The following is a 17,124-nucleotide window of genomic DNA, read 5'->3' as shown; positions in this document are numbered from 1 at the left end:
GGCTGGTACGCGCTCCGGCCCTCAGGCCGCCATCCGCACCGCCCCCGACTCGCAAGCAATCTCCCCCAGCCGCCGCAGTCCGTCCTCGATCGCGTTGGTGAAGGGCCAGCCGCAGTTGATGCGCAGGTAGTGATCGAAGCGCGACGAGTTCGAGAACAGCGCGCCGGGCGCCATCAGGATCCCTTCGCGCAAGGCCCGGTCGAAGACGGTCATCGACGACAGCCGGTCGGGCAGCTCGACCCACAGCTGCAGTCCGCCCGGCGGCAGGTTCAGCCGTGTCCCGGGGGGGAAGTGCGCCGCGATGGCATCGGCCGTGCGCTCGCGCTGCTCCCGCAGGCGTTCGCGCAGCCGCCGCAGATGCCGGTCGAAGGCACCGGTGGCCATGTATTCGCCGGCCGTCCACTGCGACAGCTCCTCGTTGCTGCGGGTCTGCGTGTACTTGAGCATCTCGACCCGCCCATGCCAGCGTCCGGCCGAGATCCAGCCCAGCCGCATGCCCGGCGCCAGGATCTTGTGCAGCGAGGCGCAGTGGATCACGTTGCCCGTGCGGTCCCATGACTTGATGGCCCGCGCCGGCGTGTCGGTGTCGAGCAGTTCGCTGTAGGTGTCGTCCTCGATCAGCGCCACGCCGTGCTGCTCGCAGAGCGCGACCAGGCGCTGCTTGTGCGCATCGGGCATGACGCTGCCCAGCGGGTTCTGCAGATGCGGCACCACCACCACCGCCTTGATGTTGTCGTAGGCCTGGAGCGCCATCTCCAGGGCCTCGACCGACAGCCCGGTCTGCGGGCTGGTGGGAATCTCGACGGCGCGCATGCCCAGGCTCTCGAGCACCTGCAGCAGGCCGTAGAAGGTCGGCGACTCGACCGCCACCGTGTCGCCCGGCTGGGCCACGGCGCGCAGCGCGAGGTTGAGCGCCTCGATGCAGCCATTGGTCGACAGCACCTCTTCGGGCGCGAGCGTCATGCCCGCGCGCAGTCCGCGCCGCGCCGCGGCTTCGCGCAAGGGCGTGAGGCTGCGCGAGGGCGCGGCGGTCGTCAGCAGCGCGGGCCGCTGGCGCAGCAGCCGCATCATGATCGTCTGCAGCGCCTGCGCGGGATAGAGCTCCGGCGCACCGCGCGCCAGCGAGAAGTCGATCCGCACCTCGCCCTGGCGCCGGCGGGCGACGAATTCCGAGACCTTCGCATGGATGCCGACGTACTGCGCCGGATCGGGCGCCACATGGGCCGCGGGCTCTTCCATGGCCGCGATCGCGAGCCGGCGCGGACGCCGCACGAAGTAGCCCGAGCGGTCGCGGGCCTCGACCCAGCCTTCGCCTTCCATGGTGCGGCACAGCTGCAGCGCGGTCGACAGGCTGATGTCGTGCAGCCGCATCAGCGCCCGCAGCGAGGGCAGCTTGTCGCCCGCCTTGAGCGAGCCGGCCTGGATCGCGTCGAGGTAGTGGACGGCCAGCTGGCGGTAGAGAGGTGCCTGTTCCATGGCTCGATGCTGGCGCACGCTTCCGGTCTTAAACAGATGCAGATTCTAGAAGAATGGCCGTAACAGATCGCCATTGTCGCGCTCTGTTGTGCCCTCGAAGGGCGGCGGTTGTGCCTGTTTTCTGGGCGCCCGCCTGCCTACGATGACCCCATCCCCAACAACCTTCCGAGGTGTTCCATGACAAGCGAGCTTCACGAAACCACGCAGCTGCTGCCGGGCCAGGCGCTGCGAGTGGCGGTCGATCCCGGCCATGCGCTGTGGGTGCTGGAAGGCTGCTTGAACGTGGTGTCGCCGCCGGGATGGTTCGGCGACACCGTGTTCAGCGTCAAGACGCCGCTGCAGGCGGGCGATGTCCACGTGGTCGAGCGCGGCGGCTGGATCGAGATCTGCGCGCTGTCGCCGGCCGAGTTCCGGGCCCTGCCCGCTGCGCAGCCGGCGCCGGCCGCCCCCCTGGTGGCACGGCTGGTGCAGTTGCTCACCGGCCAGGTCGCCTGGCGCGGCCAGTAGAGGCCTGCAGGCTCAGCGCAGGTTCGCTGCCGTTCGCAGGGCGCTCAGGAAGCCCTCGCGCCACCAGTGCACGTCCTGCTCGCGGATGCGCGCCAGCAGCTTCTGGTGCCGCTCGCGGCGCTCCTCCAGCGGCATCTGCAGCGCCTGCTGCACGGTCTCGGCGGTGCCGTGGGTGTCGTACGGGTTCACCAGCAGCGCTTCCTTGAGCTGCTCGGCCGCGCCGGCGAAGCGCGACAGCACCAGCACGCCCGGATCGGCCGGGTCCTGGGCCGCGATGTATTCCTTGGCCACCAGGTTCATGCCGTCGCGCAGCGGCGTCACGAGCCCGACCGCGGCGGCGCGGCACAGGCCCGGCACGCGCTTGCGGGCGACCATGCGGTGGATGTATCGCACCGGCATCCAGTCGAGCTCGCCGTAGTCGCCGTTGATGGCGCCGCACAGCGATTCGAGCTCGCGCCGGATGTCGCCGTAGGCATCGACCGTCTCGCGGGTCGGCGAGGCGATCTGGATCAGGGTCGCGCTGCGCCGGTTCTCGGGGTAGTTGGCCAGCAGCTCGCGGAACGAGCGCACGCGCTGCGGGATGCCCTTCGAATAGTCGAGCCGGTCGATGCCCAGCAGCAGGCGGCGGCTCGAATACTCGCGCTTCATGGTCTCGTACATGTCGCGCGATTCCTTGGCGTGGGTGAGCGCGGCGAACTCGTCGACATCGATGCCGATCGGGAAGGCGTTGCAGCACACGGTCTGGCCGTAGGCGCGGTACTGGTGATCGCCGAGCAATTCCCCGTGCGCCTCGTTGCGCACGTAGTGCTCGAAGTGCTGCACGTCCTGCTGGGCCTGGAAGCCGATCAGGTCGTAGGCGAACAGCGAGCGCATCAGCCACTCGTGCTGCGGAATGGCCGCGATGATGATCTGCGGCGGCAGCGGGATGTGCAGGAAGAAGCCGATGCGCTGCTTGCAGCCCATCGCGCGCAGTTCGGCCGCCAGCGGGATCAGGTGGTAGTCGTGGACCCAGATGATGTCGTCGGGCAGCAGCAGCGGCATCAGCTTGCGTGCGAACAGCTGGTTCACGCGCCGGTAGCCGCCGATGAAGCCGGCATCGAAGTGCGCCAGGTCGAGCCGGTTGTGGAACACCGGCCAGAGCACGTCGTTGCTGTAGCCGAGGTAGTAGCTGTCGTGGTCTTCGCGGCTGAGGTCGATGGTGGCCAGCGTGACCTTGCCGGCCTGCTGGCTGTGCAGTTCTCCCTCGCCGGTCGGGCCTTCCTCGACGATCGCGCCGCTCCAGCCGAACCACAGGCCGCCGCTCTGCTGCAGGCTTTCGCCGAGCGCCACGGCAAGGCCGCCGGCAGCCGGCTTGCGCGGGTCGGCGACCCGGTTCGATACGACGACCAGGCGACTCATATGCGAGCCCCCACGTTCGGCACTGGCGTGTCCTCTCTGCCCCCCGAGGGGGCCCTCGCAACTTGGGGCGGCCCGGCGTTGCTCATATGCACGAATCCCAGGGCGCCGACAGCCTCACTGCCGCATTGATGATGCCGACCATCGAGTAGGTCTGCGGAAAGTTGCCCCACATCTCGCCGGTCACCGGGTGGGTGTCCTCGGACAGCAGCCCGAGCGGGTTGCGCGCCGCCAGCATGGTCTCGAAGATCTGCCGGGCCTCGGCCTTGCGGCCGATCTTGGCCAGGGCGTCGATGCGCCAGAAGGTGCAGATGTTGAAGGCGGTCTCGGGCTTGCCGAAATCGTCGGCGGCCTCGTAGCGGCGCATGTAGGGGCCGTCGCAGAGCGACTTCTCCATCGCCTCGACGGTCGAGATGAAGCGCGGGTCGCGGGCGTCGATCAAACCGACCTCGACCATCAGCAGCACGCTGGCATCGAGCTCGTGGCCGCCGAAGCTCTCGGCGAAGGCCTGGCGCTCCTCGCACCACGATTTCTCCAGGATCTCCTCGCGCATCCGCGACGAATGGCCGTGCCAGTAGGCCGCGCGCTCGGGCAGGTTCAGGGTGCGCGCGATCTTCGCGAGCCGGTCGCAGGCGGCCCAGCTCATCAGGGCCGAGCTGGTGTGGACGCGGGCCCGCGTGCGCAGCTCCCACATGCCGGCGTCGGGCGTGCCGTAGACCCGGATCGCCTGTTCGCCGACCGCTTCGAGGTAGGGGAACTCGTTGACCCCGGCCCGGCTCAGCAGCCGGTGGTCGTGGAAGGACTGGGCCGCGCCGAGCACGATGTTGCCGTAGACGTCGTGCTGGAAATGCTCCTGCGCCTGGTTGCCGACCCGCACCGGCCCCATGCCGCGGTAGCCGCCCAGCCCTTCGACGAAGGACTCGGGCAGCTCGGGCTCGAGCCCGATGCCGTAGAGCGGCTGGATGTGCTCGCCGTGCGAGCCGATCACCACGTTCGACAGCCAGCGCAGGTAGTCCTCCATGGTGCCGACCTCGGACAGGCTGTTGAGCGCGCGCACCACGAAGAAGGCGTCGCGCAGCCAGCAGTAGCGGTAGTCCCAGTTGCGCTGGCTGCCCGGCGCCTCGGGGATGCTGGTGGTCATCGCGGCGACGATCGCGCCGGTGTCCTCGTACAGCGAAAGCTTGAGCGTGATCGCGGCGCGGATCACGGCCTCCTGGTATTCGAACGGGATCGCCAGCCGCTTGCTCCAGGTGCGCCAGTAGGCGATGGTTTCCTGCTCGAAATGGCGCGCGGTGTCGGCGATGCCGTCGGTCAGCGTCTCGTCGGCGCCGAGCACGAAGTTGTGTTCGCGCGAGAGCACGAAGGGCTGGCGCGACAGGATGTGCGAGACCGAGGCATCGGTGTTGAGCCGCAGCGTGAATTCGGGCCCGACGTACCGGATGTGGTTGCTGCCGCGGGTGATGATCGGTGCCTGCGCGCCCCAGTTGAAGCGCGGTGCCAGCGACACGCGGATCCGCGGCGTGCCCTTGATCGGCTTGACCCGCCGCACCATCGTGAGCGGACGGAAGTAGCGCGAGCGACTGTGGAAGCGCGGCGCCAGGTCGGTGATCTCGATCCCCTGGCCGGCGCTGTCGTAAAGCCGGGTGCGCAGCACCGCGGTGTTCGGCTCGTACCACTGCGTCGACGAGGCGAAATCCTCGATCTCGATGGCCCAGGCGCTGGCGTCCGCACCGGGGTCGAGCAGCGCGTTGAAGACCGGGTCGCCATCGAAGCGCGGCAGGCAGCACCAGACCACGCGGCCGCGGGCGTCGACCAGGGCGCTGTAGGCGCAGTTGCCGATCACGCCGACATCCAGCGAGGCGGGCGCCGGCGGACCGAAGCCCCCTGGCGCGGGCGCCGGGGAGGGGCCCGCGTGGTCTTCTGCGGCGGCGGCCTCTGCGGTGGCGGATGTCATTCGTCGGTCCTTTTCGGGGTTTCTGGAAGGGGCGGCGAGGCCAGCTGGTCGCGGGCCGCGATCAGCCACTCGAACACCGCCCGCGGCGAGTCGAGCCGGTGCAGTGCCTGGCTGGGACCGGAGCCCACCTTGATCGCGATGCCGCCGCGCGGCTGGACCACGGCGAAGCCGTTCTCGTCGGTGGTGTCGTCGCCGGCGAACACCGGGACCCGGCCGGCGAACGGCGCCTCGTCCATGAAGGCGGCGATCGCGCCGCCCTTGTGGATGCCCGCGGGCTTGACCTCGAAGACGAACTTGCCGTGCATCAGCTCCAGCTGCGGCTGGTCGAAGATGATGCGCGCCATGGCGTCGCGGCAGACCGCCTCGAGCTGCGGTGCGAGCCGGTAGTGCAGGGCGATGGCGGCGTGCTTGCGCTCCACCAGCAGGCCTTCGTGTACCCGCGCCAGTTCGTTGGCGGCATCGAGGACCCGCGTCAGGTCGGGGGCGCGCTGCTCCTGCATCCGACCTTCGGCGTCGCGGCGCTGGACGCCGTGCTCGCCGGCGGCGGGCAGTCGCAGCGGGGCCAGGAAGCGGTCGAGGACGTCGATCTGGCGCCCCGAGACAACCGCCAGCGCGCCGCCAAGCAGATCGCGGAGGTCGCCGAGCAGCCCAACCATCGCGGGTGGCACGTGGATCGCCTCGGGCGTTTCGGCGAGGTCCACCAGCGTGCCGTCGAAGTCGAGGAACAGGGCCGCGTCGGGCGTGAGTCGGGGAGGCTTCTGCATGGAGGGAAAACCATAGCAGAGTCGCGCGCCGCGGCGCGTCGGCCAATGTCCCTATTCGGAACTCAGGGTGCGGGCAATGCGGCCGCGACCGCCGCGACCCGGGCCCGAGCGATGGCCTCGCCGATCTTCGGGCCCGCGGCCCCGTTGGCCTGCGCTTCGCGGGCGATGGGCTCGGTGGCCACCCCCCGCGCCGCCGCCAGGGCGGCCAGGAGGCGGGGGCGCGGCGGATAGGGCGTGTCCTCCAGGCCGAGGCGCCCCCGTGCGTCGCACTCGCAGGCCAGCAGCACCTCGTCGAAGCGCTCGGGCTTGCGGAATGCATCGCAGCGCTCCAGCAGGCGGACGATGGCGGCGGCATTCAGGTCGCCGCTGCGGTGGATGTTGCCGTGCTCGCGCGCCACCACGTCGGCCAGCTCGCGCACCTCCACCGGCACCCGCCAGCGCTCGCAGACCGCGCGCAGCAGCCGGGCGCTGCGCTGCTCGTGGCCGATGTGGCGCGGCAGCGCGTCGGCCGGCGTCGTGCCCTTGCCGAGGTCGTGCACCAGGCAGGCGAAGCGCACGCCCAGCGGCGCCGCGAGCCGGGCCGACATGTCGAGCACCATCATGAGGTGAACGCCGGTGTCGACTTCGGGATGGTGCGCCTCGGGCTGGGGCACGCCCCACAGGCGTTCGACCTCGGGCAGCAGCACCGCGAGGGCGCCGCAGGCGCGCAGCAGCTCGAACATGCGCGAGGGCCGGCCTTCCATCAGTCCGCGCGCGAGTTCCTGCCAGACCCGCTCGGGCACCAGGGCGTCGGCCTCGCCGGCCGCGACCATCTCGCGCATCAGGGCCAGGGTCTCGGGCGCGACGTCGAAATCGGCGAAGCGGGCCGCGAAGCGCGCGACCCGCAGGATGCGCACCGGATCTTCGCGGAAGGCCTCGGTCACGTGGCGAAGCTGCTTGCGCCGCAGGTCGCGCTGGCCGTGGAAGGGGTCGACCAGGTCGGCCGGGTCGATGTCCAGCCGGTCCGAGGCGGCGAGCTTGTCCGCCGGCAGCGCGATCGCGTTGATCGTCAGGTCGCGCCGCGCCAGGTCCTGCTCGAGCGTGACGTCGGGCGCCGCGTGGACCACGAAGCCGCGATAGCCCGGCGCGCTTTTGCGCTCGGTGCGCGCCAGGGCGTATTCCTCGCGGGTTTCGGGGTGCAGGAAGACCGGGAAGTCGCGCCCCACGGGCAGGAAGCCGCGCGCCGCCATCTGCTCGGGCGTGGCACCGACCACGACCCAGTCGTGGTCGCTGCCGGCGCGGCCGAGCAGGGCATCGCGGATCGCGCCGCCGACGAGATAGGTTTGCATGCCGCGAGTCTAGGCGCAGCAGGCGGGCTCAGCGGCCGCTGCGATAGGGCTCCTCGAAGGGAAGGAAGTCCTTCTCGGCCAGCGCGTCGTCGATCCAGGCCTTGACGCCCGGCAGGGCCTGCACGCGTTCGATGTAGGCCGTGATGGCGGCAGGCACCGGCAGGCCGTAGGTCTTGATGCGGGTTCCGACCGGCGCGAAGTAGGCGTCGGCGATCGTGAACTCGCCGAACAGCATCGGACCGCCGTGCTGGGCCAGCAGGTCGCCCCACATCTGGACGATGCGCTCGAGATCGGATTTCACCTCCGGCTGTTCGCGCAGCAGCCGGGCGCCGACTTTGGGCAGCGAGGCCTCGATGTTCATGCCGCAATGGCCGCGCAGCCCGCCGAATCCCGCGTGCATCTCGGCGCAGATGCTGCGCGCCCGGGCGCGATCGGCGGTCGCCTGCGGCCACAGCTTCTTGTCGGGATGGGTCTCGGCCAGGTACTCGGCAATGGCCAGGGTGTCCCAGACCACGAGGCCATGGTCGACCAGCACCGGCACCTTGGCGACCGGGTTGAGCGCGCCGATGGCGTTCTTGAATTGCGAGCCGGCGTCGAAGGAGTCGAAGCGCACCATCACTTCCTCGAACGGGATGCCGGCCTGCTTCATGAGCACCCAGGGCCGCATCGACCACGACGAGTAGTTCTTGTTTCCGATGTAGAGCTGGGTCATGAAGGGCCTCCGGTGATGCAAAGCCCTCAATGCTAGCGGCGCCGGGCCGCGTCGTCCGGCGGAGCGATCACGCGGGGCTTGGCGCCGTTGTCGGCGGGCGGCCCGACCACCCGTTCGATCAGCGCCACCAGCCGGGGCACCAGCGCCAGCACCGCCAGCGCCAGCAGGGCGCTCAGCACGGCGGTCACTTCGCGCCCAAGGCCGCAGGCCATGCCGATCGCGGCCGTCATCCACAGGCCGGCCGCGGTCGTGAGGCCCTGCACCTGCTGCTCGTCCCGGCCCTGCTTGAGGATGGTGCCGGCGCACAGGAAGCCGACGCCCGCCACCAGGCCCTGGATCACCCGGCTCATGTCGGCCGGCTCGATGCCGGCCTGCTGCGGCACCAGCACGAACATCGCCGAGCCGATCGCCACCAGCATGTGGGTGCGCACCCCGGCAGCCTTGCCGTGCTGCTCGCGCTCGAAGCCGAGCAGGAAGCCGAGCACCGAGGCCAGCGTGAGGCGCACGGCGATGCGCAGCACCTGCGGGAGATCGGGAACGTCGGAGAACTCGGCGGCGAGCACCTCGGTGGTCGCCGCCCAGACGGAGGCGGCCATGCTGCGGGCGGAAGTCGGGGTGGCCGAAGTGTCGCCGGGCGGCGCGCGCCCGACTGTAGGACGGCGGCACTTTCGCGCCGCTCAGCCGGGCGGGGCCTCGGTGGAGGGCCGTGGCGTCAGGTCGACGGTGCGCGGCAACGCGGGGGAGCTGCCGTGCCAGCGGCGCACGGCGCGCTGGAAGAACATGCTGTTGGGGATCTTCAGCGTGGTTCCGCCCTGCGCGCTGCCGCTTTCTTCCAGGGTGGTGAAAACCAGGTTGATGTCGAGCACCCGGCCCTTGAGGCCGGGCTTCTCGCCGTTCTCGAGCACTTCGATCGTGTCGCCGGGCCAGAACATCCGTGTGGTGAAGATCAGCAGCGCGCAGAAGATGTTCGACAGCACGCTCCAGGCGGCGAAGAAGGCCACCGCGCCGACGGCGGCGAAGCTGGTGAAGGCGGTCCAGAGCACGGTGCCCGAGACGCCCAGCCGCTCCAGGCCCCAGAGCAGCGCGCCGCCGTAGATCAGGAAGGCGACCGTGCGCCGCGTGACCAGGTCGACGTTGCCCGGCAACGCATAGCCGGTGGTCACGCGCTCGATCAGGCGCCGCGCGAAGCGCACCAGGAGCCAGGCGCCCAGCAGTATCAGCGCCACCTGCGCCAGCGGGACGATGACCTCGAGCCATTCGATGGCCCAGGGAGGGAGCTGGGCGCGCAGGCCCTGCAGGGTTCGGTTCATTGCCCGGTTCGCGAGCGCCTCAGGGCAGGTCCTTGTTGGGCTCCGGCTCGGCCGCATTGCGCGGCCCCACGCTGCCCAGCCGCGACTTGAGCGACTGCGGCTGGCCGCTGATCACGGCGGCGTAGTTGGTGGTGTTCGCGAGCACCTTCTTGACGTAGTCGCGGGTTTCGTTGAAGGGCACGTTCTCGGCCCAGATCGCGGCTTCCATGGTCGGTCCGTTGCGCCAGCTGCGCGGCCGGCCCGGGCCGGCGTTGTAGGCCGCCGCGGCCAGCGCCATCGAGCCGTCGAAGTCGTCCAGCGCCAGCTTGAGGTAGTTGGTGCCGATCGTGATGTTGGTGTCGCGGTCGGTGATCTGGCCCGGCGTGAAGTCGGCCAGCCCGATCTTCTTGGCCGTCCAGCGCGCGGTGGCGGGCATCACCTGCATCAGGCCGGAGGCGCCGACGCCCGAGCGCGCGTCCATGATGAAGCGGCTCTCTTGCCGGATCAGGCCGTAGACGTAGGCCGGGTCGAGGCCGATCTCCTGGCTCTTGCGCAGCACGGCGTCGTGGAAGGGCATCGGGAAGCGCTGGTCGACGTCGATCACGCCCTTGGTGCGCTCGCTGGTGTTGATGCAGCGGTCATAGACCTCGCGCTGGCAGGCCAGGTCGGCGGCGGCCAGCAGTTCGCGGTCGCCCATGCCGCCCTTGTCGTGCAGGTTGGTGGCGTAGTTCCATTCGCGCGTGCCTTCGGGGCGCAGCCCGATCGCGATCGCGTAGAGCGCGCGGTTGAGCGCCGGGTTGCTGCGGGCGGCGGCTTTCTCTTCCGGCGTGAGCGGCGCCGGCCTGGTCGGCACGGCGGCGCGCTGGCCGAGCTCCTCGAGCGCCAGCAGCTCGTAGAAGCCGCGGGTGCCGGCGATGCTCTCGAACAGGATGCGGGCCTGGGCCCGGCGCTCTTCGCCGCCGCCGGCCAGCAGGGCGCGGCCCTTCCAGTAGACCCAGGTCGGGTCTTGCTGCTGCGCCACGCTCATGGCGTCGACGGCGGCCTGGACGTCTTTCCAGCTGCCGGTGCGCAGCGCCGCGCGGGCCTTCCAGGCCAGCATGTCGTCGGTCAGGTCGCCGAGCTTGGTGACGTTGGCGAAATAGCTGCCGGCCAGCGGCGACAGCTTGGTCGCGAACTGGCGGCCGATGGCGCCCCAGAGCCAGTTGCGCTCCTCGGTCGACAGCGTGGTGTCCCACTTGCCCTCGAGCTGCGCGGCGGCCACGCCCGGATCGGCGACGGTCATCTTGATCAGGGCCAGCACCACCAGCTCGCGACGCGACTTGGCGACCGCGGTGGCGCGGCCGGCCAGGAACTTGGCCGGGTTGGCGTTCATTTCGTCGAACAGGGCGATGGCGTCGGGTGCCACCAGCATGACCGCGGCGCGGGCTGCTTGCGGCCGGTTGGCCTCGATCGCCAGCCGGGCCTTCTTCCAGGCGTCGTTCGGCGACATCAGGCGAGCGCCGATCATGCGGTCGGCGGCGGTCAGGCAGCCGTCATCGAGATCGCGCTGGGCGAACCAGTGGCGACGGACCTCGTCGGCCTGGGCCTGGCTGGCGGTGCCCGAGCGCAGGGTCTCGACCAGGATCGCATAGCAGCTCACCTGGGCATCGTCGTTCATGCGGTAGGCCGGGTGGAGGCTGCTGAAGCTGTCCCAGTCGCGGCGCTGGCCGGCCAGCAGCAGCCAGTCGTTGCGCATCCGGTCTTCCTGGTAGGTGCCGGCGTAGCGGGCCAGGAAATCCTGTACTTCCTGGGTGCTGCTCTCGCCGAGCCGGGCCTTCAGCTCCCAATAGGCGGCCCAGGGTTCGAGCGCATGGCCGCGCGCCTGCGGCAGCAGGGCCGACAGGCGGGCCTTGTCGCCGCGCTGGGAGGCCTGCTTCATTTGCAGCAGGACGTCGTCGCCGCCGCTCTGCGCGCGGGCCGGCTGCCACAGGGCGGCGGCGGCCAGGACGAGCGAAAAAGCGAGGGTGGAAAAAGAGGTGCGGGGAAGGCGCCGCGCGGGTGCCAAAATGCTTGCGAACTGCATCGGGGGATTATGGACAAGTCAAAGGGTGCCGACACCTCGGAAACGGCCGCTTTTCTCAAGGGACAACTGCGTGCCGCGCTGATCGAGCAGCGCCTGGCCATGCCCGACCGCCTCGCGCGCGCCGACCTGCTCCAGCGCGTGATGCGGATCTGGCTGGTGGGCCGGCCGGACACCGTCATCGGCGCCTATTGGCCGATCAAGGGCGAATTCGATCCGCTGCCGGCGCTGCACCGCTGGAAGGAAGACGGCGAGCTGCTCGACGAGCCGCAGCGCCGCCGCATCGGCCTGCCGGTGGTCGACCGGGTCCACAAGACGCTGACTTTCCATGCCTGGTATCCCGGCTGCCCGATGGAGAACGACGCCTTCGACATCCCCAAGCCCAAGGACACCGAGCTGATCGTGCCGACGCTGTTGTTCGTGCCCTGTCTGGGCTACAGCGCGGGCGGCTACCGGCTGGGCTACGGCGGCGGCTTCTACGACCGCACCCTGGCCGCGCTGGAGCCGCGCCCGTTCACGGTCGGGCTCGGCTACACCGGCGGCTTCCTGGATGATTTCGAGCCGGAAGCGCACGATCTCCCGCTGGACGCCATCCTGAACGACAACGGCGTCGTCTGGCCGATCGGCTGATCTCAGGCCGGGCCACGCTTTTCAGTCCAATTGGTCGACGGTGTCGGGGTCGGGCACCTCGCCGATCGTTTCCCGGGTCGTCTCGGCCTGGGCCTGCAGCCACTCGCAAAAGGCCTGGATCTCGGGCCGGGGCGCGCTGCGCGGGCCGGTGATCAGCCAGTAGGCCATCGGCGAATCCATGCGGTGGTGCGGCAGCACCTCGACCAGGTCGCCGTTGGCCAGGCTTTCGGCGATCAGCGAACTGCGGGCCAGCACCACCCCCTGGCCGGTCAGCGCGGCCTGCACCATCTGGTAGGCGTAGTTGAAGTACAGCCAGCGCCGCGGCTGGGCCCGAAGCATGTCGTTGACCTCGAACCAGCGGCGCCAGGTCAGCCATTCGAGGTGCGTGCGATGGGCGTCGCCGGCCTCGATCAAGGTGAAGCGGGCGATGTCGGCCGGCGCCTTGATCGCCGGGTTGCTCTTGATCAGCCAGGGGCTGGCCACTGGCGTGATGGTTTCGCCGAACAGCCGGTGCGCGCCCGGCGGCATGTGCTCGCGCGGCCCGTAGCGCAGCGCGATGTCGACGTCGGCGATGTCCATGTCGAGCGCGACGTCGCTGGCGTCGATGCGGATGTCGATCTCGGGGTTGTCGCGCTGGAAGGCCTCGAGGCGCGGGATCAGCCACATCGACGCGAACGAGGCGAAGGTGGTGAGCGAGACGCTCTTGCGGCCCGCGTTCTGGCGGATCTGGCGCACCGCGCCGTCGATGCGCGGCAGCGACTGCTGCACCGCCAGCAGCAGCTGGGCCCCGGCGCCGGTGAGCTCCACCGCCCGCGTATGGCGCAGGAACAGGCTGACGCCGACCTCTTCTTCGAGCGACTGGATCTGGCGGCTGACGGCCGACTGGGTCAGGGCCATTTCCTCGGCGGCGGCGCGGAAGTTCAGGTGCCGGGCGACCGCCTCGAAGGCGCGCAGGTGGCCGGCCGAGATCGGCCTGGAACGCAGATGGGTCTGGGAATGGAGCACGGGACGGGCCTCGGCCGAAGGTGGATTGATGCGAAACCGGAATCAGTAGGCTACCGCGTTTTCATTGGACCGCCAACGAGCCGAGGAAGATCATTCATTCCCGAAGCGCGCCTTTGCGCACAGTCACCTCAGGAGTCCCCCATGTCCGCCGTCTACACCTCGCCCTCGCTTTCGTCCGCCACCCTGGCCCGCCCGGCTGCCGTGCCGCCGGCCGTGCGCCGCGGTGCCTGGCAGCTCGATGCCGGCCACGCCATGAGCCTCAAGGCGTCGGGCGCGAGCGTGCTGCGCATCCGCCAGGGCCGGGTCTGGGTGACCCGCGACGCCACCGCCCATGCCGGCAGCGAAGACCTGGTGCTGGCGCCCGGCGAGTCGCTGGCGGTGGCCGCCGGCGAGCGGATCGTGATGGAACCGTGGGACAGCCACGGCGCCACCTACAGCTGGGACGCCGCCTGAGCCTCGAGCGCCCGAGGCTCAGCCGCCGATGTCGAAGCGTGGCCGCAGCGCGAGGAACCGCTGCAGGGCTTCACCGCCCTGCAGTTGCGCGATGCCGGCCAGGTCGTCCTCGAACTCGACCTCGGCCAGCCCCATTTCGAAACGCTGGTAGCGCCGGGCGGCCACGCTGCCCTGGTGCAGGACGCGCACGTCGGTATGGCGCGGGTCGGCTTGAAGCCTCGCCCACAGCGCGCGCAGCGGCTCCGCCGGCCCCTCGATATGCTCGCAGAACCGCATGCCGTCGAACACCAGGATGCCCGTGATGCCCGCGCTGGCGTTGCGCGAACGGGCCTGGGTCACGATACGGCCGACGACATGGGTGGGTTGATCGGCTGCCAACAGGCTGCAATAGAGGATTTCTTCGAGTTCCGGCATTCTTTGTCCGAGGGAGGGCGCCCGAAGTGTAGGAGTCGTCCCGCCCCTAGAAAACGTCAAAAGACACAGCGCTCTGCCCTATAGTGTTCGAGTGAAGTTCGAGGACTATCCCGCGCCATCCCACCCCCCGCGGTGTGCCCACCCTTGCGAGGAATGCACGCTGCGCGCGAACCCCACGTTTCTCGCGGTCGGCTCCGACGAGGTGCGCACCATCCAGTCGTTCCGCAGCGGCACCCGGGTGGTCGAGGCCGGCGGCGTCATCGTCAGCGAGGACCGGCCCTCGCCCCAGCTCTTCACGCTGTATTCGGGTTGGGCCTTTCGCTACAAGACGCTGAGCGACGGCCGGCGCCAGATCCTCGGCTTCCTGCTGCCGGGCGATTTCATCGGCCTGCAGGACGAATTCGCCGACGGCCACACGCACGGTGTGGAGGCCGTGACCGATACGACGATGTGCAGCTTCGAGCGCGACACTTTGTGGAACTTGTTCCATGCCCGTCCCAAGCTCGGCTATCACATCACCTGGCTGGCGGCGCGCGAAGAGAAGCTGGTCGACGACAACCTCGTGACGGCCGGCCGGCGCAATGCAAGCGAAAGGGTCGCGATGCTGCTGATGCACCTGTACCGGCGTGCCGAGCGCGCCGGCATGGTGCGCGACGGCTGGACCGAGTTCCCCTTCAACCAGCAGCACATCGCCGATGCGCTGGGCCTGTCGCTGGTGCACACCAACAAGACGCTGCGGCGCCTGCAGCGCCTGGGGCTCTACAAGCTCGACAGCGGCTGGCTGCGCATCCTGGAGCCGCACGCCCTGGAGACGCTGGGCGACTATTTCGAACGGCCGATGCAGCCATTGCCGCTGATCTGAGCCGTCGCCGTGATGTTTCGGCGCGCGCTGCAGTCAACACCGCCTTCGGCAGATACTGCGAGATGCATAACACCGTGTCGTTTCGCACAGTCGGCCGAATGTTAGTAGTTAAGAGTTAATCTTGACGTGTATCATCGTGCAACTAATGTCTCTGAGGCTGTCTCGCAGGACTCCTCGGTGCTCTCTCAGGCTCGGAAGGTCTCTCGTCAATGTCGAATGCAGGTGAACCTCACCTTGTTATCAAGCCGCAGCGTCGTGCGGCTTTCTTCCCCTGGCGGGATGTGCTGGAGTACCGCGACCTGCTGCGCATCCTCGCGCTGCGCGACGTGCGGCTGCGTTACAGGCAGACGGCGGTCGGCGTGCTCTGGGTGGTGCTGCAGCCGCTCATCGGTGCGGCGCTGTTTGCCTTCGTTTTCGGGGCGGTAGCCAACCTGCCGACCGGCGACGCGCGCATTCCATACTTCGTCTTCGGTTTTGCCGGCCTGCTGATCTGGAACACGTTCCTTCAGATCTTCCAGAAGGCCAGCGATTCGCTGGTCGGCAATTCGGGGCTGGTCAGCAAGATCTACTTCCCGCGCATCGTGCTGCCGCTGTCGACGGTGCGCGGCGTGCTGCTGGACTTCGGGGTCGGCGCGGTCGTCATGTCGGTGCTGCTCGTGATCTACCGCATTCCGCCGACTTTCGCGCTGCTCTTCCTGCCGGTCTCGATGCTCATGGCGATCCTGTTGGCGCTCGGGCTCGGTTTCTGGACCGCGGCGCTCAATGTCAGCTATCGCGATGTGCGCTACGTCATTCCGGTTCTCAGCCAGTTCCTGCTGTGGGCGAGTCCGGTGGCCTACGCTGCATCGAGCATTCCTCAGTCGGCGCAATGGCTCGCCGCGATCAACCCGATGGTCGGCATCCTCGAATCGTTCCGGTGGGCCGTGCTCGGCACGCCGACGATGAACTGGGGCTCGGTGGTCTGGAGCGCCGTGGTTTCCGTGGTGCTGTTCGCCGTGGGCGCCATGATCTTCCAACGCGCAGAGCGGAGATTTGCCGATGTCATCTGATCTGGCGATTTCCGTCCGTGGACTCAGCAAGGAGTACCGCATCGCGCACATGGCCCAGCACAGCCGGGTCACCGAGGCCGCATTCGCGGCGCTCAAGAACGTCTTCCGCCGCCAGGAGTACGAGACCTTCAGGGCGCTCGACGACGTGTCGTTCGACGTCAAGAAGGGCGACGTGGTCGGCGTCGTCGGCCGCAATGGCGCGGGCAAGAGCACGCTGCTGAAGGTGCTGAGCCGAATCACCGAGCCGACGGCGGGCGAAGTGCGCCTGTACGGCAAGGTCGGCTCGCTGCTGGAGGTCGGGACGGGCTTTCATCCCGAGCTCACCGGGCGCGAGAACATCTACCTCAACGGCTCGATCCTCGGGATGCGCGAGCGCGACATCGACCGGCAGTTCGACGCCATCGTCGATTTCGCCGAGGTCGAGCGCTTTCTCGACACGCCGGTCAAGCGCTATTCGAGCGGCATGTACGTGCGCCTCGCGTTCGCGGTGGCCGCGCACCTGAACCCCGAGATCCTGATCGTCGACGAGGTGCTCGCGGTCGGCGACACGCAGTTCCAGCAGAAGTGCCTGGGCAAGATGAAGGACGTCAGCAGCCAGGAAGGCAAGACGGTGCTCTTCGTGAGCCACAACATCGCCGCGGTGAAGGCGCTGTGCAACAAGGGCCTGCTGCTCCAGGGCGGCAAGCTGAAGCGCCAGGGCTCGGTCGACGAGGTGCTGGCCGAATACGCGACGCGGGCGCCGGTTGCGGTGCAGGCGCGGTACGGCAAGTCGTCGAAGCTGCAACTGGTGGACCTGCTGATCAACGGCGCGCAGACGGCCGTGGGCGACATCGATTTCCTGGAGCCCCTGGAGATCGAGTTCGAACTCGAGGCGATCGAACCGACGCCGCTGTGCATTCCGTTCTTCCGCTGGCACGACTCCAACGGCGTCACCCTTTCCGAAGTCTGGGGACCCGAGGAATCGGTGGATTTCCAGCGCTACGACGGGCGCTTCACGTTCCGGCTCGCGCTGGAGCGCATGAGCCTGATGCCGGGCCGCTACTTCATCGATTTCTATATGCACGACGTGGCGGGCAAGGAAGTGTTTTCCGCGCCGGAGTGCGTGCAACTCGAAGTGCATCCCGTCGCCCTGCCCGGTGCGCCGCGCGCCTATGAAGGCCGCCATGGTGTGCTGAGGCTCGCGAGCCGCCTGTCTGCCCACAGCATCGTTTCGCAACAGGCGTGAGC

17 protein-coding genes are annotated in these 17,124 nt (G+C 69.2%); 6 read left to right on the top strand and 11 right to left on the bottom strand.

From position 1 onward, the window contains the following. Nucleotides 1-21: 21 nt before the first annotated feature. A complete protein-coding gene (locus QTI17_RS14150) occupies nt 22-1,476 on the bottom strand; it encodes an aminotransferase-like domain-containing protein (RefSeq protein WP_286533883.1) in 1,455 nt (484 codons plus the stop codon). A 177-nt stretch (nt 1,477-1,653) separates the two neighbouring features. Between QTI17_RS14150 and QTI17_RS14145 the strand changes: the two genes are divergently transcribed. Next, on the top strand, nt 1,654-1,983 hold the full coding sequence (locus tag QTI17_RS14145; protein ID WP_286533881.1) for a hypothetical protein: 330 nt from the start codon (nt 1,654-1,656) through the stop codon (nt 1,981-1,983). Between the two features lie 12 nt (nt 1,984-1,995). Here the strand turns inward: QTI17_RS14145 and otsA are convergent, their stop codons facing one another. The 8 genes from otsA to QTI17_RS14105 form a co-directional block, all read right to left on the bottom strand. Beyond that, entirely contained in the window at nt 1,996-3,381 is a 1,386-nt protein-coding gene (gene otsA / locus QTI17_RS14140; RefSeq protein WP_286533880.1) for an alpha,alpha-trehalose-phosphate synthase (UDP-forming), read from the bottom strand. Nucleotides 3,382-3,463: 82 nt separating this feature from the next. After that, nucleotides 3,464-5,332 (bottom strand): glycoside hydrolase family 15 protein, encoded by a 1,869-nt coding sequence (locus QTI17_RS14135; RefSeq protein WP_286533879.1) that lies wholly within the window; start codon nt 5,330-5,332, stop codon nt 3,464-3,466. Then, entirely contained in the window at nt 5,329-6,096 is a 768-nt protein-coding gene (otsB, locus tag QTI17_RS14130) for a trehalose-phosphatase (protein ID WP_286533878.1), read from the bottom strand. Before otsB ends, QTI17_RS14135 begins: the two co-directional genes overlap by 4 nt. Before the next feature lie 62 nt (nt 6,097-6,158). After that, nucleotides 6,159-7,424 (bottom strand): multifunctional CCA addition/repair protein, encoded by a 1,266-nt coding sequence (locus tag QTI17_RS14125; RefSeq protein ID WP_286533877.1) that lies wholly within the window; start codon nt 7,422-7,424, stop codon nt 6,159-6,161. Nucleotides 7,425-7,452: 28 nt separating this feature from the next. After that, entirely contained in the window at nt 7,453-8,136 is a 684-nt protein-coding gene (locus QTI17_RS14120; RefSeq protein ID WP_286533876.1) for a glutathione S-transferase family protein, read from the bottom strand. 32 nt (nt 8,137-8,168) lie between these two features. Then, entirely contained in the window at nt 8,169-8,732 is a 564-nt protein-coding gene (locus tag QTI17_RS14115) for an MgtC/SapB family protein (RefSeq protein ID WP_286533875.1), read from the bottom strand. 81 nt (nt 8,733-8,813) lie between these two features. Then, nucleotides 8,814-9,446 (bottom strand): mechanosensitive ion channel family protein, encoded by a 633-nt coding sequence (locus QTI17_RS14110; protein ID WP_286533874.1) that lies wholly within the window; start codon nt 9,444-9,446, stop codon nt 8,814-8,816. Nucleotides 9,447-9,465: 19 nt separating this feature from the next. After that, entirely contained in the window at nt 9,466-11,487 is a 2,022-nt protein-coding gene (locus tag QTI17_RS14105; RefSeq protein WP_286533872.1) for a lytic transglycosylase domain-containing protein, read from the bottom strand. A 9-nt stretch (nt 11,488-11,496) separates the two neighbouring features. Between QTI17_RS14105 and QTI17_RS14100 the strand changes: the two genes are divergently transcribed. Next, complete coding sequence (locus QTI17_RS14100; protein ID WP_286533870.1) at nt 11,497-12,114, top strand: 5-formyltetrahydrofolate cyclo-ligase; 618 nt, start codon at nt 11,497-11,499, stop codon at nt 12,112-12,114. A gap of 21 nt (nt 12,115-12,135) precedes the next feature. Here QTI17_RS14100 and QTI17_RS14095 read toward each other — a convergent pair whose 3' ends face one another. Further along, entirely contained in the window at nt 12,136-13,119 is a 984-nt protein-coding gene (locus tag QTI17_RS14095) for a LysR substrate-binding domain-containing protein (RefSeq protein ID WP_286533869.1), read from the bottom strand. 141 nt (nt 13,120-13,260) lie between these two features. On the opposite strand from QTI17_RS14095, the gene QTI17_RS14090 reads away from it, so the two are divergent. After that, nucleotides 13,261-13,572, top strand: coding sequence for a DUF2917 domain-containing protein (locus QTI17_RS14090; RefSeq protein ID WP_286523751.1), 312 nt, complete (start codon nt 13,261-13,263; stop codon nt 13,570-13,572). 18 nt (nt 13,573-13,590) lie between these two features. Here QTI17_RS14090 and QTI17_RS14085 read toward each other — a convergent pair whose 3' ends face one another. After that, nucleotides 13,591-13,986 (bottom strand): BLUF domain-containing protein, encoded by a 396-nt coding sequence (locus tag QTI17_RS14085; RefSeq protein WP_286533868.1) that lies wholly within the window; start codon nt 13,984-13,986, stop codon nt 13,591-13,593. Between the two features lie 91 nt (nt 13,987-14,077). On the opposite strand from QTI17_RS14085, the gene QTI17_RS14080 reads away from it, so the two are divergent. From QTI17_RS14080 to QTI17_RS14070, 3 genes are all read left to right on the top strand, one after another. Next, entirely contained in the window at nt 14,078-14,848 is a 771-nt protein-coding gene (locus QTI17_RS14080) for a Crp/Fnr family transcriptional regulator (RefSeq protein WP_286533867.1), read from the top strand. A 281-nt stretch (nt 14,849-15,129) separates the two neighbouring features. Then, nucleotides 15,130-15,897, top strand: a complete 768-nt coding sequence (locus QTI17_RS14075) for an ABC transporter permease (RefSeq protein ID WP_286533866.1) — start codon at nt 15,130-15,132, stop codon at nt 15,895-15,897. Next, the gene (locus QTI17_RS14070; protein WP_286533865.1) at nt 15,887-17,122 is read left to right on the top strand and encodes an ABC transporter ATP-binding protein; all 1,236 of its coding nucleotides are present in this window, start codon (nt 15,887-15,889) and stop codon (nt 17,120-17,122) included. The genes QTI17_RS14075 and QTI17_RS14070 overlap by 11 nt, the downstream gene beginning before the upstream one ends. Nucleotides 17,123-17,124 lie beyond the last annotated feature (2 nt).

The organism is Variovorax sp. J31P179, assembly GCF_030316985.1.
GTDB lineage: Bacteria > Pseudomonadota > Gammaproteobacteria > Burkholderiales > Burkholderiaceae_C > Variovorax > Variovorax ginsengisoli_B.
This window is presented reverse-complemented; position numbering and strand designations above follow the sequence as displayed.

What these genes read in the sequence shown, in the direction of transcription:
- QTI17_RS14150 (WP_286533883.1), bottom strand. Translation starts at nt 1,476, where the DNA reads ATGGAACAGGCACCTCTCTACCGCCAGCTGGCCGTCCACTACCTCGAC.
- QTI17_RS14145 (WP_286533881.1), top strand. Translation starts at nt 1,654, where the DNA reads ATGACAAGCGAGCTTCACGAAACCACGCAGCTGCTGCCGGGCCAGGCG.
- otsA (WP_286533880.1), bottom strand. Translation starts at nt 3,381, where the DNA reads ATGAGTCGCCTGGTCGTCGTATCGAACCGGGTCGCCGACCCGCGCAAG.
- QTI17_RS14135 (WP_286533879.1), bottom strand. Translation starts at nt 5,332, where the DNA reads ATGACATCCGCCACCGCAGAGGCCGCCGCCGCAGAAGACCACGCGGGC.
- otsB (WP_286533878.1), bottom strand. Translation starts at nt 6,096, where the DNA reads ATGCAGAAGCCTCCCCGACTCACGCCCGACGCGGCCCTGTTCCTCGAC.
- QTI17_RS14125 (WP_286533877.1), bottom strand. Translation starts at nt 7,424, where the DNA reads ATGCAAACCTATCTCGTCGGCGGCGCGATCCGCGATGCCCTGCTCGGC.
- QTI17_RS14120 (WP_286533876.1), bottom strand. Translation starts at nt 8,136, where the DNA reads ATGACCCAGCTCTACATCGGAAACAAGAACTACTCGTCGTGGTCGATG.
- QTI17_RS14115 (WP_286533875.1), bottom strand. Translation starts at nt 8,732, where the DNA reads ATGGCCGCCTCCGTCTGGGCGGCGACCACCGAGGTGCTCGCCGCCGAG.
- QTI17_RS14110 (WP_286533874.1), bottom strand. Translation starts at nt 9,446, where the DNA reads ATGAACCGAACCCTGCAGGGCCTGCGCGCCCAGCTCCCTCCCTGGGCC.
- QTI17_RS14105 (WP_286533872.1), bottom strand. Translation starts at nt 11,487, where the DNA reads ATGCAGTTCGCAAGCATTTTGGCACCCGCGCGGCGCCTTCCCCGCACC.
- QTI17_RS14100 (WP_286533870.1), top strand. Translation starts at nt 11,497, where the DNA reads ATGGACAAGTCAAAGGGTGCCGACACCTCGGAAACGGCCGCTTTTCTC.
- QTI17_RS14090 (WP_286523751.1), top strand. Translation starts at nt 13,261, where the DNA reads ATGTCCGCCGTCTACACCTCGCCCTCGCTTTCGTCCGCCACCCTGGCC.
- QTI17_RS14085 (WP_286533868.1), bottom strand. Translation starts at nt 13,986, where the DNA reads ATGCCGGAACTCGAAGAAATCCTCTATTGCAGCCTGTTGGCAGCCGAT.
- QTI17_RS14070 (WP_286533865.1), top strand. Translation starts at nt 15,887, where the DNA reads ATGTCATCTGATCTGGCGATTTCCGTCCGTGGACTCAGCAAGGAGTAC.